Raw genomic sequence first — 24,284 nt, 5'->3', positions numbered from 1 at the left:
GGCAAGAGTTCCGTGTACTCTCCACAATGGTCGGGAAGGGGCTTCCGGATGGGAATTGCGGTGAGACTTGCAATGTCCGCATTGGCCGCGACAGTGGCTGGATGCGCGACCTCTCCGGTCGACTACGGAGCGTCGCTTTCGCCGCAGGAGCAGAAATGGGCATCGCCGGCATGCCAGCAGGCCCGGGCGGCGGCTTCAGACTACGAGCTTCGCGAAAAACAGCACCCGGGTTGGGAATTCGCAGCACTCGGCCCGTATGGATTGGGGCTTATAGCAGCCGTCAAGGAGCATGAGCAGAAGCAGCGAAAACTGTTCGCCCGCAATGTGCACCTGCAATGCTCGAGCCGTCCCCTGCCAAAGGAGTTGCAGGGCGATACAAGTTCGGCAGGCGCAAGTCAGATGAAATATCCGTAAGCGCACCTGCCTTATTCGCAGGAGGCGCCGGGCTCTGAGAAGCTGAGAAGGGAGACGGCGGCGCCTTTCCTCTCCCGTTGCAGACATCTGGCCAAACTGCGATCATATCGTCATGGAAACGCCCGCCGCGCCATGGCCTTTGCTGCAAATCGCGATCGAGCCAAAGTCGAAAGCCGATCAGGAGAAACTGCATATCGCCTTGTCGAAGCTGGCGGACGAGGATCCCTGGTTCAACGTCAAGCGGGACGAGGAATCGGGCCAGACGATCATCGCCTTCATGGGTAAACTTGAGCTCGACAACATCATCGATCGCGTGCGCGGTGAGTTCAAAATCAATGTGAATATCGGCTCTCCGCAGGTGGCCTATCGCGAGACGATTACCCGCAGCCATCGGCAGAACTACACCCACAACAAGCAGTCCGGTGGCGTGGGTCAGTTCGCCCGCGTCAGGATCATGTTCGAGCCGAACGCGTATGAACCGGACTTCGCGCTCGCGTCCAGCATCGTCGGCTCTGCGGTTCCGAACGATTGTATTGCAGGGGTCGAAAAAGGGCTGCGCAGCGTCCTCTCGGCGGGGCCGTTTGCGGGCTTTCCGATGATCGGTGTCAAGGCGACCCTGGTGGATGCCGCCTGGCACGATATCGAGCCTCTGGCTTTCGAAATCGCCGGTCGCGCCTGCATTCGCGAAGCCGCTCCGCATCTCGGCGTAAAACTGCTGGAGCCGATCATGAAGGTCGAGGTGGTGACGCCGGCGGACTTTGTCGTGAGCATCATCGGCGAATTGAAAAGCCGCCGTGGCCAGATCCGGGAAGAGGAAACCCGCGATGTCGCCATTGTCATCAACGCCATGGTGCCGCTGGCAACCACGTTCGAATTGGAGGAGACACTGCGGTCACGTTCGAAAGGGCAGGCACGCTTGAGCGCCCGTTATGTCGGATACGCTCCCGTTCCGCTGCCTGACGACCGCGACCCGCCGCCGGCAGCGGCAATGTTCGCCTGACCTCATCCGTCGCTCGATGCGGCGGTGAAAACCGCCAGCTGGGCGGCGAAGGCGCGCTGGAAGGCGGGCCGCGCTTCGCCGCGCGCGACATAGGCGGCGAGGTTTGGATATTCATCGAGCATTCCCGATCGCTTCAACCGGCGCAGCACCATTATCATCAGAAGGTCGCCGGCGCTGAAAGCGCCATCGAGCCAGTCGGCATCGCCGAGCCGGTCGGAGAGTTCGCCGAGGCGACCGCGAATACGATCCTCGACCATGGGCAGGCGCTGCTCGTGCCAGCTCTCCTTGCCCTCAACGAGCACGGCGACTTCCCGTTCGACGATCGCCGGCTCCATCGTGCTGACGGCGGCAAACATCCACATGACCGCGCGAGCTCGGGCATTCGCGTCATCGGGCAGCAGGCCCGCATGGCGCTCGGCGATATGAAACACGATCGCGCCGGAATCGAACAGCGCGAGATCACCTTGCTCGTAGGTCGGAATCTGTCCGAAAGGTTGGAGCGCACGGTGCGCAGGCTCCTTCATCGCGCGGAACGACACGAGGCGAACGTCGTAGGGCTGGCCCACTTCCTCCAGTGCCCAGCGAACGCGCATGTCGCGTGCCTGTCCGCTGCCGCGGTCGGGGGATCGTGCAAAGGCGGTGATGGTGGGGGTCATTGGAAAGGCTCCGGATGGGTAATCGGTCGGGTTCGATCGTTGCGCCTGGCACCCATAGGACGAACGACCAGGGTCGTTCCCGACAGTTGCCCCGGATTTCGGCGTTCGGTCTCGCGGGCCAAAGCGGCTGAGAGCAGCCCCTTAGCGGAGCAATCTTTCCGCCTCGAACGCGTCCCAGCCTTCGAGCCGTGGCGCTGGAGCATCGTCCTTTGCCGGATTTCTGGTCTTGCGAGCCTTGTCCGTCCGCTTGCCTGCACGAGTGAGCGCCGCCTTGCCGGCCCCGCGCCGTCTGTTTTCGGACACTTCCTGCGCATCGTCCTCCCGCCAGGTGGCCGCAAGGTCACGATCGAGAATGTCCTCGATGTGCCGTGGGTCGAAGACATGGAAGGTTACCTTCCTGGATCGCCCGCGCATCTTCACGGTGCGCGTGCCGATGCTCTTCAGGCGGCCATCCTTCAGCCATTTGTGGCGCTCGCGCGCAGAGATGGCGAGAATGTCCTCCGCCTCTCGCGGAAGCACGGCCAGGGCTTCGATCCCCTCCAGCGTGTCGGAGATGATCGCCGATGCGGCCTGGAACGCATCCGCGTCGGCTTGCGGCATGCGCAACACGATGCGGCCCGTCTCGACCCTGGCGAATTTCCTCACCGTCCAAGGCAGCCTGGCGCGGATTTCGCGTTCGATGCCCTTCAGGCGCAAGGAGGAGCCAAGCGTCGCCGATGGCGGCAGCGGCCATTCGGCGACCATTGACGGCGTGGCGGTGCTCATGCCGCGCTTCGCTGGGCGGTCAGGGGCGGCGGCGATGGTGGCAACGATGCCGCTCAGGATCTTGCGAAAGGAACCGCGTTGTCTTTTCGCCGGGTTCATGTGTCATCTTCGCTCTTCAACTGCCTCCGTGGAACGGCGCACAGGAGACGACCGAAACCGGGCTCAAACAGTTCCTTTAGCACGGGGAATCGCTGGAAGGCTCGATTTCATCGGCGAAGGTCGCCGGATGCCATGCCAAGGCGTTGCGTTGATCCGCAACGCAGATAGCCGCATGGCGCTGCATCACGAAATCCGCCGGCCGTCCCCGTCGAGCAGGACGCAGCCTTCGGGATCGAAGCCGAGGTCGATTGCCTCGCCCTCGCGAAGCACGCGGCCACTGATCGGCGCATTGGCGCGGATGCTGCTCTTGCCGCCGATATCGACCTCGTAGATGGCGCTGCCGCCCAGGTAGGAGGCGGCGACGACGTGGCCGGACAGCCGGTTGGCACTCGCCGCCGCGCCGACCGACAGTTTCTGCGGCCGCACCACCACCGTGACCTTGCTGCCTTGGGCAAGCGGCCTTGGGCAGCCCACGTTGATCGTCTGGCCAGTGGCAAGCACCACAGTCGCTGTTCCCTGGCCGGATCCGCTCACCGTCCCGGCGAGCATGTTGGCCTTGCCGAGGAAGTCGGCGACGAATGCGGTGGCCGGCGCCTCGTAGACCTCCTCTGGCGTGCCGACCTGCTCGGCCGAGCCCGCATTCATCACCACGATGCGATCCGACATGGAGAGCGCCTCTTCCTGGTCGTGGGTGACGAAGATGGCGGTGATGCCGGTTTCCTTCTGGATCTTCTTGATCTCGACGCGCATCTCCTCGCGCATGTTGGCGTCGAGCGCCGACAGCGGCTCGTCCAGCAAAAGCACCTGCGGCTCGAAGACGATGGCGCGGGCGAGCGCAATGCGCTGCTGCTGGCCGCCCGACAGTTGCGAGGGCAGCTTCTTCTCGCTGCCCGGCAGCCGCACCATCTCGAGCGCCTTGCCGACCCTGCGCTTGATTTCGGGCTTCGGCACATTGCGGTACTTCAGGCCGAAGGCGACATTGTCGAACACGGTCTTGTGCGGGAACAGCGCGTAGCTCTGGAAGACCAAGCCGATGTTGCGCTTGTAGATCGGCACGTCGTCGACGCGCCGCCCGCCGATCATGATCTGGCCGCCCGAAATGTCGACCAGGCCGGCGATGGAGCGCAGGATCGTCGTCTTGCCGCAGCCCGAAGGCCCGAGCAGGGTGACGAAGCTGCCCTTGCGGATCGACAACGAGAAATCGCGCACGGCGACGAACTTGCCATAGGCGATGTCGATGTTGCGGAATTCGACCGCCGGGCTGTTCGCCTCGGCGCTGATCGGGGCGGGTCTCGCCGCGCCGGCTTTGGCCACCCCGGCCGTTTCCGCCCGGGGTGCTTCGGTCAGGTTCTGGCTGTCAGGCACCTTTGGAGATCCTGTTCCACTGCTTGGTCCAGGCGTCCTCGTTGGTCGCCCAGTAGACCGGATCGGCGAAGGTCAGCGTCTTCATCGTGCCGGTCTTGTCGAAGGCAGGCAGCTTCTCGATCTTCTGGGTCAGCTTGACCTTTGTCGGGTCGAGCGACGGCGGATAGCTCTGGCCCTCGGCCACCGCGATCGAGGTCGCCGGGTCGAGCATGAAGTTGATCAGTTCCTCGCACTCGGCCATCGGCGAGCCCTTCAGGATCAGCATGTCTTCCATCCAGGCATAGGAACCCGCCGGATCGAGATAGCCGATCGGATGGCCCTGGTCCTGCAAGGCGGCGATGCGGCCCGACCAGGCGTCGGTCACCACGATCTCGCCCTTGGAAAGCAGGTCCATCAGCTCGGCGCCGGAACTCCAGAACTTCTTGGCAAGGTCGCGCGTCTCGCGCACCTTGGCCCAGATCGTGTCCATGTCCTTGATGGCGTTGGGGTCCTGGCCGGTGGCGAGCGCGGCGTACCAGACGCGCGTGGTCATGTCGTCATAGCCGCCGACCTTGCCGGCGTACTTCTTGTCGAGCAGAAGTGCCGCGCCCTTTTCCTTGGCTTCCTCCGGCGAGATCACCTTGGTGTTGTAGGCGATGCCAGTCGTGCCGTAGTCGTAGGGCACGGCCGACAGCTTCGGCGTCAGCTTGCGGAACGGCTCGATCATCGGCTGCAGCACATTCACCATGTTGGGAATGTTGGCCTCGTTGATCTCCGAGGTCAGGCCGCCGTTGACGTATTTGATGTAGTAGTTGACGCCGGAGGAATGGATGACCTGATAGTCGCCGGGCTTGGCGGTCTTGATCTTGGTGATGATCTCGTCCTCGTCGCCGAACGTGCCCTGGACCACCTTGATCTTGGTCTTGGCGGTGTAGGGCTGGAAGGCATATTTGTCGATCGCATCCTGCACCGTGCCGCCCCAGCCGTCGAAACGGACCTGTTCGACGGCCGCGAGCGCCTGCCGCATCCACGGCATGTCGAGGCCCGCCGCGGCCGCCGCGGCAGCCGTCAGCGTCAGGAAGGTGCGGCGGCTGACACCGCCGTTCATGTATCGGTCTTGCAGCCGTTCCAGCCGCTTGCTGTTGGTGAGTTTCATTTCATCTCCTCCTTTGGTTCGCCACGTCTTTTCAATCTTGTCAGGCTCTGCAGGATCAGGCCGCCGAGCAGCGGGATGCCGACGGTCACCAGGATCATCACGGTGCCGAGCGCGTTGATCTCCGGGCTGATCGAGATCTTGAGCATCGACAGGATCTGGGTGGGCATGGTCTCGACGCCCGCCGGCCGCCAGAACAGGCTGGCCGAGGTGTTGTCGAAGGAGATGGTGAAGGCGAGCAGGGCGCCCCCCACCACGGCCGGAATGAGCAGCGGCAGCGTGATCTCGCGGAAGGACGAAAGCCGTGAGGCGCCGAGCGAGAGTGCGGCCTCCTCATAGACGCGCCTTATGCCGACCATGCGCGCCTGGGTAATCAGCACCACATAGGGCACGGCGAGCAGGATATGGCCGAGCACCAGCAGAAGCATGGTCCTTGGCTGGTCGATGGCCTTGATCAGCACCAGCAGGCCGACGCCGAGGATGGTCTCCGGCACCAGCGCCGGCAGGATCACCAGCGTGCTCAGCGCCTGCTTGCCAGGGAATTCGAAGCGCACCAGCGCGAACGCGGTGACGACGCCTATCGCGGTGGTGACGGCGGCGGTGACCAGCGCGATCCATAGCGAGGTGCGGAAGGCGGCCAGCACGGCCTCATTGGCCATCAGCTTGGTGTACCATTGCAGGGAAAACCCGGTCATCGGGAAGCCGCCGAACATCGAGGCGTTGAACGACAGGACCACCGTCGCCACGATCGGCGCGAACATGAAGATGTAGACGCAGACCGTGACGAAGCCGGTCAGCCGCCAAGCCCATCTGCCTTCCTGCTTGCGCCGTGTCCCTCTCATCCGCCAAGCCCTTTGACGATCTGCGACATGCCCATGTAGCGGGTGTAGACGGCGGCGAAGAAGCCGAGCACGACGAACAGCACGATCGAAAGCGTGGCGCCCATCGGCCAGTTCAGCTCGCCCATGATGGTGTCGTAGATCAAATTGCCGAACAGAGCGTCGCGGCCGGAGCCGAGCAGCTGCGGCGTCACATAGCTGCCGGCGGCCAGCACGAAGCAGAGCAGCAGGCCCGCCGCCAGGCCCGGCACCGACAGCGGAAGTGTGACCTCGCGGAACGCCTGCGCGCTGGTGCAGCCCATCGAGCGGGCCGCCGAAATCAGCGTGCGGTCGATGCCTTCGAGGCTGACATAGACGTTGAGGATCATGTAGGGCAGCAAGAAGTGCAGCATGCCCAGGATGACCGCGCCCTCATTGTAGAGCATCGGCAGCGGCTCGTTGATGATGCCGAGCTTCAGCAGCGCGACGTTGATGACGCCCTGTTCGCCCAGGATGTTGATCCAGGAAAATGTGCGGATGGTGAAGCTGATCCAGAACGGCACGATGAGCAGGAGAAGCAGCAGCCATTTGTGCTTGAAGGTCGTCGCCCAGATGAAATAGGCGGGAAAATAGCCGAGCACCCCGCAGAGCAGCGCGGTGATCGCGCCGACCCGCAACGTCTTCAGAAGGAAGCCCGAATAATAGCTGTCGGTCAGGAATTCGTGCCAGTTCGCGGTCGTCAACGCGCTGGTTTCCACGCCGGCGGTGACGAAGGTGAAGAAGGTGTAGGCCGCCATCACGGCGATCGGCAGCACCAGGAAGAAGATCAGCAGCAGGAGCACCGGCGCGACCAGCATCCACGCTAGCCGCGGATCATACAATGTCCATCGTCGTTTCATGAGCACCCGGACGTCCGCGCTTTCTTTGAAGCGCCTGTTTTGTTCCCGGGCCAAGATTGGGTGATTGGCGGCCCGATGTCTACAGTCGGCGATTGAGCCAGTGGATATCCGCGTGTTGCCGGCTGGACGCCGAACCTGTCGGCGGCAGATCGCCTTCTACGCCGGCAGGCCGGCCACGCGCAGGGCATCGGTGACGTCGTCGATTATGCCAGGCGCAAGCCCGACGACGGCGGCCCAGCGGCCGATGGTGAAATGCGGGTCGAGCGCCAGGAGCCGCGCGGCCGACGCCCTTGCCTCCTCGATCCGCCCGAGCCTCACCAGCGGCGCCGCCAGCCAGCCGTGCAGGATGCTGAAACCGGGGTTCAGCTCGACCGCCCGCCGGCCGGCCGCGACGGCCTGTTCGTGCCGGCCGGACAGAAAATTGCCGAAGCCGATAATGCCTTGCGGCACGCAGCTCATGGCGTCGAGCGGAGAGAGCCGCATCGCCTGCTCGCACCAGTCGATGGCGCGGGCAGCGTCGCCGCCATAGGCCACCGGCACGCAGCCGAAGGCATAGACGAAGGCGCAGGAGGCGCTGAGTGACAGGGCCTGCGCGAACGCCTCGTCGGCCAGCCTGCGGTCGTGCTCGACCAGGCCTATGGTGAAGCCGGCCAAGGCCAGTGCCATGGCGTCGCCCGAGCCGTGCTCGATCGCCGCGTGGGCGTGGCGCGACGACTTCTCGCGGTGCTGTGCCAGCATGCCGCCGCGGATGAAAAGGGTTTGATGCGCCCAGGCGGCAAAGCCATGGGCAAGCGCATAATTCGGCTCGATGGCCAGCGCCTGGTCGAGCAGCGGCAGGCCCTTGGCCGCGCCCTGCGGCATGAAGGTGTAGACGTCGGGCAGGGCGCGCAGAAAAAGGTCGTAGGCGTCGAGACTGTCGGGGCGCTGGCGCTTGACGCGCTCGATCTCGGCCCGGCGCAGATTGGGCTCTATGGCCGCGACCACGCTGACGGTGATCTCGTCCTGCAGCGCGAATACGTCGGTCAGTTCGCGGTCGTAGCGTTCGGCCCACAGATGGCTGCCATCCTCGGCGTCGATCAGCTGGCCGGTGATGCGCACGCGGCTGCCGACCTTGCGCACCGAGCCTTCCAGCACATAGCGCACGCCGAGCTCACGCCCGACCTGCTTCACGTCCACCGCGCGGCCCTTGTAGGTGAAGCTCGAGTTGCGCGCGATGACGAACAGCCAGCGGATGCGCGACAGGCCGGTGACGATGTCCTCGACCATGCCGTCGGCAAAATAGTCCTGATCCGCGTCGCCGCTCATGTTCACGAAAGGCAGAACGGCGATGGAGGGGCGGGCCGGAATGCCGAGGTCGGGCTTCGGTTTCTCCACCGGCGCCGCCGCCTCGGCGCCGGCTTCCTCGCGCACGGTGCCGACGAAACGAAAGCCCCGGCGCAGGATGGTGCGGACAAGGCGCTGCTGCTCGCCATTGTCCTGAAGGGCGCTGCGGGCGGCATTGACGCGGCTGGCCAGCGTGGCGTCGGAGACGATGCGCCCCTGCCAGACCGCATCGACCAGGTCGTCCTTGCTGACCACCCGCTCGCGGTTGCGGATCAGATATTGCAAGAGGTCGAACACCTGCGGCTCGACCGGGACCAGCTCGTTGCCCCTACGCAGTTCGCGCCGGTCGCCGTCCAGAGCGAAATCCTCGAAAAGATACGGCAAATTGCTGGCTCCAGATGAGGCGGAAAAGCTGACTTGGACACTGTAGACGTGTCATGGCCGCAAAATCAAAGCCCTCTCAAGGGAAAATCAAGAGGTCCTGAATGCCGCCTCAAAGCGGGCGCGGCGGCCCCGGCGCATAGTCCTCCTGCAACCAACGCAAACAGCGATTTGAAAAGGAGAACTCAAATGTCCAACACCGCAGCAAATTCCGTCGTCCTCGTCCATGGCGGCTTCGTCGATGGCTCCGGCTGGGAAGGGGTCTATAACCAGCTCAAGAAGGACGGCTACGACGTCACCATCGTGCAGAACCCGACCACCTCGCTCGCCGACGACGTCGCTTTCACCAAGCGCGCCATCGCCGCCGCTCCCGGCAACGTCATCCTGGTCGGCCACTCCTATGGCGGCGTCGTGGTGTCGGAAGCCGGCACCGATCCCAAGGTTTCGGCCGTCGTCTACATCGCGGCCTTCGCGGCGGATGCCGGCGAGTCGGTCGCGACCCTGATCGCCAACCCGCCTCCAGGTGCGGCCGTGCCGCCGATCCTGCCGCCCGTCGACGGCTTCCTGATGCTCGACAAGGCCAAGTTCGCCGCCTCGTTCGCCGCCGACGTGCGTCCCTCGCTCGCCTCCTTCATGGCGGACTCGCAAGTGCCGTGGGCCGTGGCCGCACTCGAAGGCAAGGTCACCAAGCCGGCCTGGAGGGTGAAGCCGAGCTGGTATCTCGTCGCCACCGACGACCATATGATCCCGCCGCCGGCACAGCGCCAGATGGCAAATAGGGCTGACGCGACGACGGTGGAAGTGCCCGGCAGCCACGCGGTCTACGTCTCCGATCCCGCATCTGTCGCCAAGCTCATCGAGCAGGCCGCCGCCGGCGTCGGCAAAAACTGAACCGGCATGATCGAGATCAAAGCCTGGGCGCTTGGCGGCGCCCGGGCTTTATCCTGTTCAGGCCATGAAGCGCCCCTCAGCCCTTCGGCAGGCCGCGCTCGATCAGCCGGGCAAGGCGCTGGGAAAAAGCCCTGGCATCCGCCGGCTTGTCGCCGTCGAGCACGCGCGCCTCGTCGTAGAGAAGGTGGGCCGCATCCTCCTTGAAAGTCTGCTCGTCGTCGCCGAGGCCGGCCAGCGCCAGCACGCGTTCATGCCGCGGATTGATTTCGAGGATCGGCCTGGCTGCCTTGTCGAGGCGGCCGGCGGCGTTCATCAGCCGTTCGAACTGCCGGTCCGGGCCATGTTCCGGCGCTACGAGGCAGACCGCACTTTCGGTCAGGCGGTCGGAGGCCTTGACGTCGGAGACGGCGTCGCCGAGAGCCGTCTTGACGAAAGCCAGAAAGCCATCGACCTCAGGCGTCGCCGCCGTCTCCGGCTTCTTCGCCTCGTCGAGCAGCGGAATGTCGGAAAGTTCGGCCACGCCCTGTGTTACCGACTTGAACGGCTTGCCATCGAATTCCGGCGCCATCGTCACCCAGAAACTGTCGACAGGGTCGGTGAGCAGCAGAACCTCGATGCCGCGCGCCTTGAAGCCTTCGAGCTGCGGCGAGGCTTCGAGCCGGGCGCGGTCGTCACCGGCCATGAAGAAGATCGCCTTCTGGCCTTCCTTCATCGCCGCGACATAGTCGGCGAGGCCGCGCCAGCCTTCGCCCGATGCGGTCGAGCGGAAGCGGGCAAGCTTCAGCAATTGCTCGCGCCGCTCGTAATCCTCGTAAAGCCCTTCCTTGAGGACGACGCCGAAATTATCCCAGATTTTGGCATAGGCCTCGGCTTCATTCTCCGCCAGCTTGGCGAGGTCGCCGAGCACGCGGTTGGTGAGGCCCTTGCGGATCGCGGCGAGCAGCGGGCTTTCCTGGATCATCTCGCGCGAGACGTTGAGCGGCAGGTCGGCGGAATCGACCAGTCCGCGCACGAAGCGCAGGTAGCGCGGCAAAAGATCGGCGTCGTCGGTGATGAAAACGCGGCGCACATAGAGCTTCATGCGGCCCTTGCGGTCCTGGTCGAAGAGATCGAACGGGCGCGAGCCGGGCACGAAGGCGAGCACCGAGTATTCCTGTCGGCCTTCGGCGCGGAAATGGATGGTGGCGGCCGGCTCGTCATACTGGCCGGCGACGCCGCGGTAGAAGTCGGTGTATTCCTCGGGCTTGATCTCGCTCTTCGGCCGGACCCAGAGCGCGGTGCCGTCGGCGATGTCGCGCGCCTCCGCGCCGGGTTTTTCGACCAGCGTGATCGGCACCGGCACATGGCCCGACTGCGACTTGGCCAGTTGCTCGAGCCGGTAGGACCCGGTGTAGGACGCGGCATCGTCCATGAGATGCAGCACGACGCGGGTGCCGCGCTTGGGTGCTGCTTCAAGCGGGGCCGGGGCGATCTCGTAGGACCCCTTGCCGTCGGACGACCAGCGCCAGGCCTCCTCGCTTCCGGCCAGGCGGCTGATGACGTCGACACGGTCGGCCACCATGAAAGCGGAGTAGAAGCCGACGCCGAACTGGCCGATAAGCTGCGTGTCCTCGGTGCCGGAGCCGACGCGCTCGATGAAGGCGCGCGTGCCCGAGCGGGCGATGGTGCCCAGCGCCTCGGCCATGTCGTCGCGGCTCATGCCGATGCCGTTGTCCTCGACAACGATCCGCTTGTTGTCCGGATCGGCCGAGATCGAGATGCGCGGCTTGGGATCGTCGGCCAGCAATTCGGGATGGCTGACGGCCTCGAAGCGCAGCTTCTCGCAGGCGTCGGCGGCGTTGGAAATCAATTCGCGCAGGAAGACGTCCTTATCGGAATAGACCGAGTGCACCATCATGTGCAGCAGCCGCGAAACATCCGCCTCGAACGCCCTGGTTTCCGTCGCTTTGGTATCCGTCGTCATTTCAAGATTCCCACATAGTCGTTCTGCCCACCGCGCCATGCACGTTCCGGGATCATCCTTCAACCATTTTCAATTGCGCTGGCAACCGCGTTCAACAGGGGCCAGCGCGACCGACAATATCGTGACGTGGTGCGAAGGCGACAAGGGGTAAGGTGGGCACGGCATTGGAACTGCCAATCTCCCCCCTTGTGGGGGAGATGCCCGGCAGGGCAGAGGGGGGCGCGAAGGAACTCAGCCTCGCTCATTCGCCGGGCCGAGCGGTACGCGTCCTTCCAAGGATTAGAGCAATCCAATGCTATAAGATGTCGGCGGGACAGCGCCCCCCTCTGGCCTGCCGGCCATCTCCCCCACTTGGCGGGAGATCGGCAGCTTCGCCGCCGGCGCTCGTCCTGCGCCCTACTTGCCCGCCATGTGGTCGGCAAGCGTCTGCGCCTGGGTGAGCAGCGCGGGGAAGGCTGGGTCGCTGGGCAGCTTGTCGCCCATGCATTTGCGATAGTCGCCGTCGCCTTTTTCCCAGGCGGCATTGGCGGTGTCATAGAGCTTCTCGTCCTTGGTCTCGGAAGCCTGGGCGGCCAGTTTCTGGGCGGCTTCGTCCGCGGACGTCCACAAGGCCTCGCAGGCCGGGATCCTGGGAACAGGTGGCGTGGCGGGCGCCGAAGCGATCATGACGCTGTTGCCCTTGACGAGTGTGACGACGACCTGCTGTTCGTGGATCGGCCCGACATCCTGCGTCCAGCCGCCGAGCCGCGCCATGGCGATGTCGGCGCCTTCGGGCTTTTTCAGCGGAAAGTCGAGCGTTCCCATGAAGGCGGCGTCGCTGTTGATCGCCTGGGTGTAGAAGGCATCGAGCTTCAGCGCCTCATCGACGCTGGTGGGCAATTTGAGGCCCTCGTCGGTCTCGGCGGCCCGGGCCTGGAGCCAGCGATCCAGCAGCCCCCGCGTCGTGGCCACGAGGCTCGGGCCATCGTCGCCCTGGGTGTATCGCAGCCCGTCGAGCATGCCGTATCCGACATCGGAGTCACTCAGGCTTTCCAGATTGATGGTGCCGTTTGCCGGGAAATCCTTGACCGCCAAGGGGCCGAGAAGGGCGGACAGGCGCCCTTCGAGGTCGGCCCGCGCCTTGGCATCGGCGGCATCGAGGGTTTCCACGGGTGCATTCGAGTTGTTCAGCTCGGTGATGGCCGCGATCGCCTTGTCGCGCGCGGTGATATAGTCGTCCTCGGGCGACGCCGCGAAAGCGGCAGTGCTCGCGAGCGCAAACATGACCGTCCAGACCAAGCGCATGACAGAACCTTTCTTCGTGGCGATCAACAGGCCTGGCAGCCATCGGGCAGCTTTGCGGCTATAATCTGGCGGAGGGGCGCGAACGAGGCAGCAGCCAACGGACCAGCTAATCCGGTTGGCAAGAGCTGGGCCGAAAGGCCGTAGGTGAAAGCATTGATTAGCCGGCTCGCGGTTCGATGCCGGACCGGCTTGGGCCGGCCGCGTGACAGTGGCGAAGCTTATGGTCGAGATGCGATCTACGCGCCGATCTTCGCCAGCCAGAAAGTCCCAGATCGCGGCTGGAGAGGCGAGGGGCGACTTTGTCGTTCGCGTCCGGGCAATCGTTGCTGCTCAGGGCGCGATGCTTTGACGGTTGCGATTGTGCGCCAGTGTTGCGCCTTCGCCGTATCAGCGCTCTATCCAGAGGCCAATTGGCTGAACAGGCAGGAACTATTTCGTTCGAACAAGGTTTGTGCCCGTCGAGTGCTCATTCACCGGACTGTGAACGAGCAAAGCCCGTCCCGGCCAAGCCGGGGCGGGCTTTGTGTTTGGAATTTACCGGCAGACGAGACGCCGCCGAGGATTGCGGTCGGCGCGGTGCTGGGAAATCCGCACGAAATTGCCCTGCTTGGGAAGGCGGTCTCGAATCTCAGGCCGCGGCGGCCGGGACGGATTGCGGAACGAGGCGCCAGAATCCGCGTTATTCAAGACCGAACTAATGGAGGTAACCGTGAGAAAACTGATACTCTCATCCGTGCTCGCGCTTGCTGCCACAGCCGCTGTGACGTCACCGACCAAGGCACAATTTCTCTTCCCACCCTTCGGCGGCTATTTTGGTGGCTTCGGAGGGATGCCGTTCGCCTACCGCCCGTATTATAACCCGTATTACGGTCCGTATTACGGCGATCCGTACTACCAGCCTTACCGGCCGTACTTCGGCTACCGGCACAGGTATTACCACCGATACTACTACCCACACCGGTACTATTACCCGCACCGTTATTACCACCACAGGCGCCATCACAGGCACCACCACCGGTAGCTATCGGCGTGCCAGCGTTGGCCCTCGGCAGAACGACCAATCGCCCGGTGCTTATCGTGAGGTAACGGCACTCATCGTTGAGGAGCCAGGCTCGCCTGCTCCGCGGCGGCCGGTGTTCGTCCCGGGATGCCGTGTTCCGCTCATCCGGCAGCTTTGACCAGCCGATCCAGTACGGGGAAATCCTCCAAGTCCCGGTAGGGCGTCAAATCGAGGTCGCGAGGGACGGCTTGCACCTTTTCCTCGTCAATCGGCTTCTCGTTGCGCTTCATCAAGGCTTGGTAGGCCCGCCATGAGACACCGGCCGCCCGCACGGCATCCCGCTCGGTCCGCAGTGCTATCTGATGGGCATGCAGATAGTGAAGCCGCAATTGGTCAAGGAGGGATTTCTCGACGATTTCATGTGTGACCAAAAAGGGCGCAAGCTTTACTGACTGACCTTGCCAAGCCATGGTTCGCGGCAAGTGGCGATCGATATAGACGGTTCGCCCGTCCTTGCTGTAACCGGCAAGATAAGGGATATCGAACTGGTGGTTCACCTCGATGCGTCGCTGCAAAGCCAGCACGACGTCAGCAAGGACGGAGTTGCTCACATCTTCGGATTTGTGACGGGCTTCATCCTGGAGCTTCATCGGGAGCATCCCAAAGCAAACGTGCCGGTCCATCAACGAGGGCTTTCCCGCGTTGTTCCCGTGCGATCGTGCCCGAACCGGATCGGCAAACAGGGGATGCCGGAGCAGGAGTCTCGTGCGAATCCGAAGCAACCTCGGCGAAGGCGAGAGAGCGGCTTCACCGTTGCGAGCGAACTGGCAGCGCTTTCATACCCGATAGAATTCGCGATACCAGTCCACGAAACGCGGAACCCCGATCTCGATCGGGATATTCGGCTTGAAACCGGTCGCCTCCTCGAGCGAACTGACATCGGCGAACGTTGCCGGAACGTCGCCCGGCTGAATCGGCATCAGGTTGCGAATGGCTTTGCGCCCGAGTGCGTCTTCCAGCACATCGATCAACCGGCTCAACTGAACGGGCGTATTGCCGCCGATGTTGTGGATCCTGAACGGCGCGTTGCTGGTCGCTGGATCCGGCGCGGCACTTGTCCATTCCGGATTGGCCGTCGCGGGCTGCCGCATCACGCGGACAATGCCTTCGACAATGTCGTCGATATAGGTGAAGTCCCGCTGCATGTTGCCATGGTTGAAGACGTCGATCGGCTCACCGGCCAGGATGGCCTTGGCGAAGATGAACAGCGCCATGTCGGGCCGTCCCCACGGGCCATAGACGGTGAAGAAGCGCAGGCCTGTCGCCGGCAGCGCGAAGAGGTGGCTGTAGGTGTGCGCCATCAGCTCGTTTGCCTTCTTGCTTGCCGCATAGAGGCTGAACGGATGATCGGCCGGATCGTGCACAGAGAACGGCATGCGCGTGCTGCCGCCGTAGATCGAGCTCGACGATGCATAGACCAGATGGCCGACCGAGGTGTGCCGGCATGCTTCCAGGATGTTGAGGAAACCGCTGAGATTGCTTTCCGCATAGGCGTGCGGATTGGTCAGCGAATAGCGCACGCCGGCCTGCGCCGCGAGATTGACGACGATCTCCGGCGCGGTTGACCGAAACAGCGCCGAAATACGGTCTCGTTCGGTGAGGTCGACATGCTCGAAACGAAAATTCGGGAATGCTTTCAGCCGGTCGAGCCGGGCCTGTTTCAGGGTGACGTCATAATACGCATTCATGGAATCGAGGCCGACAACCTGCCGGCCTTCGGCAAGCAGCCTCTGACTGAGATGGAAACCTATGAAACCGGCCGCGCCGGTGATCAGAACTGGCCTGCTTGATGTCACGGCGTATCCCCAGCTTTCGTTTCGGGCCGAGCCTCACAGGTTTCAATATTCTATCTCGCCAGGAATTTCATCCGGCTTGATGGCAGGCTTGATGTCGGACAGCGTTCCACACGGCCCGATCGTCTGAAAGACCTTTCGCCCTCCAGATCATGCTTGTGAGGTCCCGCCAGAACAAGCCCCTGCAAATCGCACGAACGGCAGGATCGTTTCGCCATGATCGCGCCGGTCGCTTTGGTATCGCCTCCTGACCCGGGGAACCATCCCTTTTTGGAGAAGTTTTACCCATTGAAGGGCGAACCTTTCAAAGGAGATTTACCTATGAAACATGTTCTCATCACCAGCATGCTCGCGATCGGACTCGGCTGTGGCACGGCAATGGCCCAGACGCAGCAGCCGGCCGACAACCAATCAGGGGCGGACACGAACTGCACCTCCGGGACGGCTAACTGTAAGCCCGGCTCGAAGATGAACGGCCAGGCCCAGGACAAGTCCACTACCAAAACGGACAAGCAGGCCCAGGGCAAGGCGAAGGCTCAGACTGACCAGCAGGCGCAGGGCAAGGCCGGCACCAGTACGGACCAGCAGGCCCAGGGCAAGGCCAAGGTCCAGACCGATCAGCAGGCCCAGGGCAAGACCGGCACCAGCACGGACCAGCAGGCCCAGGACAAGACCAAGGTCCAGACCGACCAGCAGGCGCAGGGCAAAGCCTCCACCCAGGACAAGACTTCGACTGCCTCGATCAACAATGTGACGGTTGAACAGAAAACCCAGATCACGCAGGTGATCAAGGAGACGAAGGTCCAGCCCGTAGCCAATGTCGATTTCGACGTTTCCGTGGGCGTGGAAATTCCGCGGCACAAGATCAGATTGCACCGCTTGCCTGCTCGCATCGTCAAGATCGTGCCGGCCTACGAATCCTACGAATATTTCGTGCTCGCCGACGGGCGGATCGTGATCGTCGATCCGGATTCACTCAAGATCGTTCTCATTTTGACCTGATGCATGTCGCGCAAAAGTGACCTCGGTCTTGAGAGAACGACAGGTATAAAACAAGACCCCAAAGCGCGTCGCCTCAATCGGTTTCGAGGCGACGCGCTTTGAAAGGACATAGGCCGCCTTGCCATTTTTGGTGGGTGGGCCGAGCATATCCGGCCGGGAGGACGATCGGCGCCATCGGCAAGAAAAAACAAGTCCAGCAGCGGCGGCAGTCAGTCACGCTGGCGGAGAGCCCAACGGATAGCTCGCTATTGCAGAGAGGATCCTGCGCTGAGCGCCTGCCACTCATTTTAGCGCTTAAGTGGAACGCATGGAAAAGCCCCGCCGACCGGGAGTCAAGCGGGGCCCTTGGAGCAATCCGCAAGGGACTGGCTGCGGGATTACTCAGTGATCCGGTAGGATCATCTTCAATATGGCCCTCAGGATAAGGCAACGCATCAGTCAAATAGATGAAGCGGACCACCTGTTGTGCGGCGAGACCGGCGGACAAGGCCTCTCACCGACATCTCTCAGTCGAACCGGAACAAAAGCGTTTGGGCGGTGTTTATCGGGTGAAGGGCATCTTAGTTTTTTGGAGAATTCAAAATGAAAATCATGATCTTGGGCACTTTGGCGCTGTGCTTGGCCGCGCCTGCTGTGGCTTCGGCGCAAGACACCGTCGTCATCAACAGACATCACCATCATCATCGCGCCAATGTGGTCATCAATGAGGACGGCCAGCGCCTGCATCACCGCCACCATGGCCAGATCGCATTCTACGATCACGGCCGCCGGCATCATCGGCACGATAATGTGGTCGTGACAACGTCCATATCCCACCGCCATCACCATCGTCACGTCGTGATCGAAAACGGCGGTTACTGATCTGACGTCAACTTGCCTGGCTCCGCGATCTCGACGGAGCCAGGCAACGTGGGGCCGCCGCCGAGCTGACAAACGGCTGGAACAAAAGCATCGGGGAGAGGTTAACGATCGAAGGGACCGCAACGGATGCGGAACAATGATAGAACTTATGAACCTGGAACTGGCGCGGGCAAGGCAGCGAGTCAAACGGGCTGAACTGGCCCTGTCCCGGGCCAAGGAATTGATGGATGAAGACTGTGGTGTCGGCATCAATATCGCGCTGTGCAGCCGGATCAGGTCCGCGCAGCAATATGTGGCCCAAGCCAGGGCCCGCCTGACGAAGATCAAACCGCCAGCTGCCAATCCTTAGGACGCCAGCCGCGCTCAGGCGCATCTTCCCTGAGCCATGACCGCAGTGGCAAGCCAGTCTACCGTTCCGCTGGGCCTCCGCGTTACGGGCGGCCGCGTCCTGTTCGTTCGGACAGCGCTTGAATTACGCCGTCTTCTGGCTGGTGAGCCGCTCGAGCGCATCCACGATCAGATCACAAAACTTCGCATGGTCGAGCTTCATCGCCACGGTATGGCGGAAGTCGACCTGCTCGCTCGCCGTGCCGCCGAAATGGCGCATGCCACCCATCTTCTCGAAATTGCAGACCGTCATGCCCTTGGTCCACCGTCCGGCAATTTCGACGCGGATGTCGGCCTTCTCGGTGGTAAAGACGCTTCCGTCGATCATGGCGGCGACGCAGCATGCGTCGTGGACGGCGGGATACTCGATTTGCAGCAGGCCGCCATGCGTGGTCGCAATGAACTCCCAGATGTCGAGGATGAACCTGGCGATCGGGCCGCCGACGGCGCGCACCCTGTCCTGCAGCTCCGGGGTGGCCAGCGCCTGGTGCGTAAGGTCGAGCCCCACCATGGTGACGTCCCAACCGGCGCGGAACACCACGTCGGCGGCCTCCGGGTCGCCATAGACGTTGAACTCCGCCGCCGGCGTGATGTTGCCGCGCGTGTAGCTTCCGCCCATGGCGACCACCCGCTTCACCCGCTCGACGATGCGCGGGTCCTTGCGGACGGCTAAGGCGATGTTGGTATAGGGGCCGACGGGGACAAGCGTGATCGTCTTCGGCTCATGCGCCATGACCGTGTCGATGATGAAGTCGACGGCATGCCGCTTGTCGAGCTCGAACGAGGCAGGCAGCAGCACCGGGCCATCGAGCCCGGTATCGCCATGGATCTCGACCGCCAGCACCTGATCGATGATCAAAGGGCCGGGGGAGCCCTTCGCCACCGGCACCTTGATGCCATAGGCGGTGCACACGGAAAGCGCGTTGCGCGTGGTGTTCTCGACATTGTGGTTGCCCGAAACCGTCGTGATGCCGAGGAGATCGATCTTCGGATTGCCCGCCGCCAGCAGGATGGCGATGGCGTCATCATGCCCGGGGTCGCAGTCCAGGATGATCTTCTCCATGGTGGCACCTCTCTTGTCGGCGGATTCCGTTCGAACAAGAGACTGCCGCGTCCATGCAGTCAAGGTTGCGGTGGCCGAGCGACACGGGCACCCGCTCCCTGGGCAGGTCTGTCGCACGATCGCAATGATGGGACGGCGAAACGCTCTTCGTTCGTTCGAATGACAACAAGCAAGGGATCAGGAGGTAGCGTGCGGGCGGGGCGGCATAGAGCGCCCCAGCTCGAACCAAGTGGAGAATAGAATCGCGGTGAGGGTCGCGACAGGTGGGATCAAGTGATGATTGATTTGCCGGATACCAGATCAAAATGTCCAAGCAGTGACTTCACCTTTACCAAAAGACGACCCTTGATCTTAAGTCATGGGACGTCTGGAAGGGGCAACGCGATGCTGTCCCTCGTTCCTTCAATCCTCATTCTGCTGTTGGCGTCCCCGGCCAACAGTCAACTGGCGCCCGAAGCGTCGGCGGTTGCCGCAGCCAATGGCCACTCGCCGGTCGTGGTTTCGGACCACACCGATATCGCGAAAGAACCGGACAAGGTGCCGCCCGGCGAGGATGAGGGGGCCTTGCGCCGCGAATTGGCCGCGGCACGAGCCGAACTGGCCAGGCAAGCGCAGGTCCTGAAAGAGCAGCGGCAAACGGACGAAGCGCTCACGCTCAACCTGGAGACGGCGCAGCGTGTCATCGAAAACTTCAGGGCGGAAGCCAGTCTCTGGGACAGCGGGAAAGGCGCCATGGCTGAAGCGCACCCCGCGAGCGAAGCCTCTCAGGCCGCCGCGACGCGAGCGCTTGATGACGAGCGCCATAAGGCAGAGCTCCTGGAACAAGAACTCACCACGGCTCGTCAAACGATCGATGCCCTCAAGACAGGCGCAAATCTGGCCGCGCAGGAGCGGGCCAAGGCCGTGAAGGCCCGGCAGGTGGCCGACGCCGCTTCAAACCAAGCCGGGCAAGCACTCAAACTGGAACGTGAACGAGCAGACGCAGCCATCCGTGACCTTGAGAGTGCTCGCAAGGAACGCGATGCCCTGAAGCAGAACTCGATGGAATTGAATGCGGCGCTGGAGCAAGAGCGTGAAAGGGCCAACGGTTTAGCCCGCAGCCTCAGTGCCGCGCGTGAGGAAATCGACCGCGCGAAGGATAAGCGTCGGAGCGCGGCCGTTGAGCGCGCGCCCAAGGCACGTACGAATGCACTTGCAAGTTCATCAACGCGTTCGGGCGCAGCCCGTAACCCGGGTTTGCCGAAAAAACAGAAAGTGAAGGGTCCAAAGCCTCCGCAAACTGTGTTGCTGGCAACCATTGCTCTTCCCATTGCATTGCTCCCAACCCGACCACCTGCGCAGTGAAAGACAAGCGAGCGACATGCATCCCGCAGGGGAGGATGATGATGAAAGAGTACTTCGCCGCCGCGTTGGCGATCGGTATCGGAATTGGGCCCGCCTCGGCTCTCGATGCAGGTGTAGGCGGTAAGGTTGGCGGCCTCGGGGTCGGCGCCGGAGCGAGCGTCGGTTCGCAAGGCGGATCCGTGGGGATGGGCACGAAGGTGGGCGGCGCAGGCGGAGCAAACGTCGGCGCGTCGGTCGGCGTCGATAACCGATCACCCGCCGCGGGCGTTGGTGCCAGCGGCAAGTTTGGCAATACAAGCGGAAGCCTTTCGAAGGGTCTCGGCCTCGGCAACGCCCCGCCCGCCGAAAACGGTTCGGCGACCGTTCCCGGCAAGCCGGCCGCTGCCAAGCCGGCCGCGGCCACGACAGCCACTGCCTCCGCCAAGGCCACCAGGCAATCGAATTTCCTGCCACCCGTCCTCAGGCCTTCCAAAGCCGGCGAGGGCGACCCCACCCCGGGATACCCTCTTCGATCCCTGGAGCCCGTTACAGCGAAACCCGGCACGCCAACCGCGATCGCGCGAGCCTGCCGCGCGGCGATCATGTCCGCCGCGAAGCCGCTTGGCGCCGTGCGCGTCAATGCCGTCAGCGCGGGTGCCTTGCACCACCGTGGAGGTGTACTCACGGCGCCGATCAAGGTGCGAATAGACTATGCAAGACAGGGCGGCATCGAAGTTCGGCAAGCGCAGGTCAGTTGTCGCCTCAATAAAGCGGGCAGGGTCACCGCGGTAACATAGCACCGAGCCTGAAAGAGGCATCGAGCGTGGCGATTTCGTCCTCGATGCGAAAGCGCTGAACGGCGTCCTCATAGCGCGGCAAGCCGGTTTCAATCCTGGTCATGGCAATCTTCCCCTGGCGGCGCTCCATCGCATGGCGCGCTGTCGCGGCGACAATGGCATCACATGGCGCCGATGGGCAACGATCGACGCCCCATCTCCTTGTCGAGGGCGTCGGCGGGCCAAGACGGGTCCCTACTTCTTCAACGCAACGTCGAGCAGGGCGAGCGACATTCCTCCCAACAAGTCGAACGCTCTTTGCATTTCGGCTGTTCCATCGTCCGTGGCTTTCACGCCGCCCGGATCGCGATTTGGCGACGGCGGCGCCACGGTCGTCATCAAGCCGATGCTTTTCGTGACTTCGATATAGCAGATGCCGTGCGAGACGCGGTCTCCGAAGTGCTGCACGCAACCGAAATCGACCACCCGTTTTTCTCCGTCCTTGGTGGTGAACGTCGCCTGCGACTTCCTGTCAAGATGGTCGGCGCCGCCTTCCTCGCGCGACCTCTTGTCGGCCATCGCCTCCATTTGCGCGAATACGTCCGATCCATCGACATGGTAGAGATCGACGACATCCGCTTCCGGGCTGGCCGGATCGGTCACCGTCGCCGTGCACCTGATCTTGCTGTCGCCCGCCAGGCGGCCGCAGGTGAAAGTTCCCTGGAAACTGAAATTATTGCCAGTCTGGCCATTGATGTTGCCGATGCCTTCCGACAGGGCACCGTTCAGGGCCTCCTCGTTCACGCCGAATGCGTCGAGCGGGGAGGTCGGTATGTTTTGCGACGTCGATGGCTGCACGGCCTCGGCGCGCGGCGCTGCCGTTTTTATGTGCCAGTCCGAAGTGTCGACATTGCGATTCCCCTCCAGGATGGCTGCCACGAGCGCGCCGGCGCCACCGAGCTTGGCCGTCAGCTGGTCGAGCGTTTTCTCGTCAGGTTCGCTGGTAACCGGCAAGCCTGCCTGGCTTTGAAACGACTTCAACGCGCTCTTTGTATCCGATCCCGCGTGGGCGTCGATCCGGCCCTTGTAGTAACCCAGTTTGAGCAGCAGGACCTGCGCGAAAATCGTGCGGTCAAACAGCGCGTTATCCTCCTGGCTGATGGACTGATTGCGCTCGGAGAAGGTGGTTTGCGTGTGGCACAAGCCTTTCACCGCGAAGGTGCATGCCAGTTGGGCCTGAATGCGTGCGTTGACCTCCATGGAGGCCTCACAGGCTATGCCATAGCCGCCATTGTCGCCTGTGGCGACCGCCCCCCATCCGCCCTGGCATTCCAAAGCCAGCTGGCAATTGACGCCTTCTGCTCCCTTGCATTGCTCGAGCGCGCATTTACGCGCGGCTTCCCTGCTTGTGTAGCCGGAGCACCAACCATAGGACTCATCATCGCCGAAGAAGACCGCGCCAGCCGCCAGAGTGCTGCCGGCCGGCAAGAGACCCAGCAGAAGACAGCCAAGCATGAGACAGAGGCGCTTCATCGCAGCCTCCGATTTCCGTCTCGGAACATCTTTCGCAGGCGGTGACGGCGGCGGCTGTGTTCGGCGATGCCGCGGCCGAACGGGAAAGGCCTCTCAAGTGTCGGGAGCATCAATCCGCTCATGGCGACCAGACCTGGACAGGTCCGCCTTTTGCGGCCTGGGTTTCGGGCAAGCGTGTGTTTGCCTTGCCAGACATCATCTCACGGCCGCCGGCTCGCGTCCCCCTTCATAGTGATGAAGACCGCTGCATTTGCGATGCCTCGATGTCGGGTCGGTCGAAGCCGCGGCAGAGGAGGCACGCTGCGCAGCGCCTGGCCGCCCGAGCGCGGCGGGCAGGGGCCGGATTGCGGGGCCTCTTACAAGTTCGCCTCGGCGAAGATGCGCGCCGCCCAGTCGAGGAACACGCGCAAGCGCGGCGAGAGCTGCCGGTTCTGCGGGTAGAGCGCCGACAGCGGCGTCGGCGAGGGCGGGTAATCGGCCAGCACCTCGACCAGCATGCCGTCCGCAAGGTCCTTCTCGAAGCGATAGCGTGGCGCCTGGATAAGGCACGTGCAGCCATTAGCCACTCAACTGCTGCTTGTCGCACCGGACCAGTCTGCCGCGATCTCGGCGAACAGCCAGTCGCGGAACGCCCGGACCTTCTTCTGGCGCAGTGCCCCCTCGGGGTAGACGACGTAGTAGCGGGCGGCGGATTTCAGCGCGAGGTTGAACGGCCGCACCAATCGTCCCGTCGCAAGGTCGGCCGAGACGAGCGCGCTGCGGCCGAGCAGCACGCCTTCGCCATGCACGGCGGCCTCCACCGCGAAGGTGGCGGAATCGAAGCGCACGCCGCGCTTGGGGTCGATGTCCTCGAGGCCGGCCTGTTGCAGCCATGTCGCCCAGTCGATGCGAAAGGCGTCGTGGATCAGCTTGTGATGCCGGAGATCCGAGGGCTGGCGCAACGGATGTTCGCCTTGCAGGAGTTCCGGGCTGCAGACGGGGAAGACCTCCTCGTCGGCAAGGAATTCAGCCGTCACGCCGGCATAGCCGCCCCGGCCGTAGCGGATGGCGATGTCGATGCCGTCGCTGACGAAATCGGCGAGCACACCGGAGGTGGAGAGCCGCACGTCGATGTCGGCGTTGGCGCGGTGGAAGCGGTGCAGCCTCGGCACCAGCCAGCGGCCGGCGAAGCCGTCCGACGTGCTGACGTTGAGGATGCGCGTCGAGCGGTCGGGCATGGCGGCGATGGTCGCGGCGGCGATCCGGTCGAGCGCCTTGCCGACCTCCACCGCGTAGGCAGCGCCCACTGTTGTCAGGCGTACGGACCTTGTCCCGCGATCGAAAAGCTGGATGCCAAGCCTGTCTTCGATATTGCGGACGGCGCGGCTGACCGCGCCATGGGTGAGGTTGAGCTCTTCCGCCGCCCTGGAAAAACTCAAATGCCTGGCGGCAGCGTCGAAGGCGGGCAGGGCGGTTAGAGGTGGCAGTCGGCGCGGCATGATCTCGACCTGTGAGCG

At 63.4% G+C, this 24,284-nt stretch carries 21 protein-coding genes and 2 pseudogenes; 8 read left to right on the top strand and 15 right to left on the bottom strand.

Annotation, left to right across the window (positions count from 1 at the left end; genetic code table 11):
- The first annotated feature begins 48 nt into the window (after positions 1–48).
- Together FJ938_RS14310 and fusA are read left to right on the top strand one after the other, a co-directional pair.
- Positions 49–414 (top strand): hypothetical protein, encoded by a 366-nt coding sequence (locus FJ938_RS14310; protein WP_140694683.1) that lies wholly within the window; start codon positions 49–51, stop codon positions 412–414.
- A gap of 106 nt (positions 415–520) precedes the next feature.
- Positions 521–1,414, top strand: a pseudogene (fusA, locus tag FJ938_RS14305) (elongation factor G); the annotation flags it as partial.
- A 2-nt stretch (positions 1,415–1,416) separates the two neighbouring features.
- Here the strand turns inward: fusA and FJ938_RS14300 are convergent.
- The 7 genes from FJ938_RS14300 to FJ938_RS14270 form a co-directional block, all read right to left on the bottom strand.
- On the bottom strand, positions 1,417–2,070 hold the full coding sequence (locus FJ938_RS14300; RefSeq protein ID WP_140694678.1) for a glutathione S-transferase family protein: 654 nt from the start codon (positions 2,068–2,070) through the stop codon (positions 1,417–1,419).
- Between the two features lie 141 nt (positions 2,071–2,211).
- The gene (locus tag FJ938_RS14295; RefSeq protein WP_140694676.1) at positions 2,212–2,934 is read right to left on the bottom strand and encodes a hypothetical protein; all 723 of its coding nucleotides are present in this window, start codon (positions 2,932–2,934) and stop codon (positions 2,212–2,214) included.
- A gap of 183 nt (positions 2,935–3,117) precedes the next feature.
- Positions 3,118–4,299: an ABC transporter ATP-binding protein gene (locus FJ938_RS14290; protein WP_246673321.1), complete on the bottom strand. Its 1,182-nt coding sequence runs from the start codon at positions 4,297–4,299 to the stop codon at positions 3,118–3,120.
- Positions 4,292–5,434 carry an ABC transporter substrate-binding protein gene (locus FJ938_RS14285; RefSeq protein ID WP_140694673.1) on the bottom strand — a complete coding sequence of 381 codons (1,143 nt, stop codon included), beginning with the start codon at positions 5,432–5,434 and terminating at the stop codon, positions 4,292–4,294. Before FJ938_RS14285 ends, FJ938_RS14290 begins: the two co-directional genes overlap by 8 nt.
- On the bottom strand, positions 5,431–6,273 hold the full coding sequence (locus FJ938_RS14280) for an ABC transporter permease (protein ID WP_140694671.1): 843 nt from the start codon (positions 6,271–6,273) through the stop codon (positions 5,431–5,433). The genes FJ938_RS14285 and FJ938_RS14280 overlap by 4 nt, the downstream gene beginning before the upstream one ends.
- Positions 6,270–7,106, bottom strand: coding sequence for an ABC transporter permease (locus FJ938_RS14275; protein ID WP_246673319.1), 837 nt, complete (start codon positions 7,104–7,106; stop codon positions 6,270–6,272). The genes FJ938_RS14280 and FJ938_RS14275 overlap by 4 nt, the downstream gene beginning before the upstream one ends.
- Before the next feature lie 198 nt (positions 7,107–7,304).
- Positions 7,305–8,855 carry a winged helix-turn-helix domain-containing tetratricopeptide repeat protein gene (locus FJ938_RS14270; RefSeq protein ID WP_140694665.1) on the bottom strand — a complete coding sequence of 517 codons (1,551 nt, stop codon included), beginning with the start codon at positions 8,853–8,855 and terminating at the stop codon, positions 7,305–7,307.
- 186 nt (positions 8,856–9,041) lie between these two features.
- Here FJ938_RS14270 and FJ938_RS14265 point away from each other — a divergent pair, with 186 nt between their 5' ends.
- Positions 9,042–9,743 (top strand): alpha/beta hydrolase, encoded by a 702-nt coding sequence (locus tag FJ938_RS14265; RefSeq protein WP_140694663.1) that lies wholly within the window; start codon positions 9,042–9,044, stop codon positions 9,741–9,743.
- A gap of 76 nt (positions 9,744–9,819) precedes the next feature.
- Here the strand turns inward: FJ938_RS14265 and htpG are convergent, their stop codons facing one another.
- The 4 genes from htpG to FJ938_RS14245 form a co-directional block, all read right to left on the bottom strand.
- A complete protein-coding gene (gene htpG, locus FJ938_RS14260) occupies positions 9,820–11,706 on the bottom strand; it encodes a molecular chaperone HtpG (protein WP_140694660.1) in 1,887 nt (628 codons plus the stop codon).
- Between the two features lie 396 nt (positions 11,707–12,102).
- A complete protein-coding gene (locus FJ938_RS14255) occupies positions 12,103–12,990 on the bottom strand; it encodes a hypothetical protein (RefSeq protein WP_140694657.1) in 888 nt (295 codons plus the stop codon).
- A gap of 1,161 nt (positions 12,991–14,151) precedes the next feature.
- On the bottom strand, positions 14,152–14,640 hold the full coding sequence (locus tag FJ938_RS14250; RefSeq protein ID WP_140611461.1) for a hypothetical protein: 489 nt from the start codon (positions 14,638–14,640) through the stop codon (positions 14,152–14,154).
- A 186-nt stretch (positions 14,641–14,826) separates the two neighbouring features.
- On the bottom strand, positions 14,827–15,846 hold the full coding sequence (locus FJ938_RS14245) for an NAD-dependent epimerase (protein WP_140694654.1): 1,020 nt from the start codon (positions 15,844–15,846) through the stop codon (positions 14,827–14,829).
- A gap of 318 nt (positions 15,847–16,164) precedes the next feature.
- Between FJ938_RS14245 and FJ938_RS14240 the strand changes: the two genes are divergently transcribed.
- From FJ938_RS14240 to FJ938_RS14230, 3 genes are all read left to right on the top strand, one after another.
- Positions 16,165–16,845 carry a DUF1236 domain-containing protein gene (locus FJ938_RS14240; RefSeq protein ID WP_140611465.1) on the top strand — a complete coding sequence of 227 codons (681 nt, stop codon included), beginning with the start codon at positions 16,165–16,167 and terminating at the stop codon, positions 16,843–16,845.
- A gap of 582 nt (positions 16,846–17,427) precedes the next feature.
- Complete coding sequence (locus tag FJ938_RS14235) at positions 17,428–17,706, top strand: hypothetical protein (protein ID WP_140694652.1); 279 nt, start codon at positions 17,428–17,430, stop codon at positions 17,704–17,706.
- A 148-nt stretch (positions 17,707–17,854) separates the two neighbouring features.
- On the top strand, positions 17,855–18,055 hold the full coding sequence (locus FJ938_RS14230) for a hypothetical protein (protein ID WP_226890652.1): 201 nt from the start codon (positions 17,855–17,857) through the stop codon (positions 18,053–18,055).
- 123 nt (positions 18,056–18,178) lie between these two features.
- On the opposite strand, the gene FJ938_RS14225 is transcribed toward FJ938_RS14230, so the two are convergent.
- On the bottom strand, positions 18,179–19,156 hold the full coding sequence (locus FJ938_RS14225) for a nucleoside hydrolase (protein ID WP_140694649.1): 978 nt from the start codon (positions 19,154–19,156) through the stop codon (positions 18,179–18,181).
- A 276-nt stretch (positions 19,157–19,432) separates the two neighbouring features.
- Between FJ938_RS14225 and FJ938_RS14215 the strand changes: the two genes are divergently transcribed.
- Together FJ938_RS14215 and FJ938_RS14210 are read left to right on the top strand one after the other, a co-directional pair.
- Positions 19,433–20,500, top strand: a complete 1,068-nt coding sequence (locus FJ938_RS14215) for a hypothetical protein (protein ID WP_210243417.1) — start codon at positions 19,433–19,435, stop codon at positions 20,498–20,500.
- Positions 20,501–20,541: 41 nt separating this feature from the next.
- On the top strand, positions 20,542–21,276 hold the full coding sequence (locus FJ938_RS14210; protein WP_140694644.1) for a hypothetical protein: 735 nt from the start codon (positions 20,542–20,544) through the stop codon (positions 21,274–21,276).
- A 234-nt stretch (positions 21,277–21,510) separates the two neighbouring features.
- Here the strand turns inward: FJ938_RS14210 and FJ938_RS14205 are convergent, their stop codons facing one another.
- From FJ938_RS14205 to FJ938_RS14195, 3 genes and pseudogenes are all read right to left on the bottom strand, one after another.
- Positions 21,511–22,743 carry a peptidoglycan-binding protein gene (locus tag FJ938_RS14205; protein WP_181169088.1) on the bottom strand — a complete coding sequence of 411 codons (1,233 nt, stop codon included), beginning with the start codon at positions 22,741–22,743 and terminating at the stop codon, positions 21,511–21,513.
- A 401-nt stretch (positions 22,744–23,144) separates the two neighbouring features.
- A pseudogene (locus FJ938_RS14200) lies at positions 23,145–23,333 on the bottom strand (LysR substrate-binding domain-containing protein); the annotation flags it as partial.
- A gap of 21 nt (positions 23,334–23,354) precedes the next feature.
- The gene (locus FJ938_RS14195; RefSeq protein WP_140694638.1) at positions 23,355–24,266 is read right to left on the bottom strand and encodes a transcriptional regulator GcvA; all 912 of its coding nucleotides are present in this window, start codon (positions 24,264–24,266) and stop codon (positions 23,355–23,357) included.
- Between the last annotated feature and the right edge of the window lie 18 nt (positions 24,267–24,284).

Source organism: Mesorhizobium sp. B2-4-14 (genome assembly GCF_006442155.1).
In the GTDB taxonomy this organism is placed as follows: domain Bacteria; phylum Pseudomonadota; class Alphaproteobacteria; order Rhizobiales; family Rhizobiaceae; genus Mesorhizobium.
Note: the sequence above shows the minus strand (reverse complement) of the source record. Positions and strands in the feature narration are given on the sequence as shown.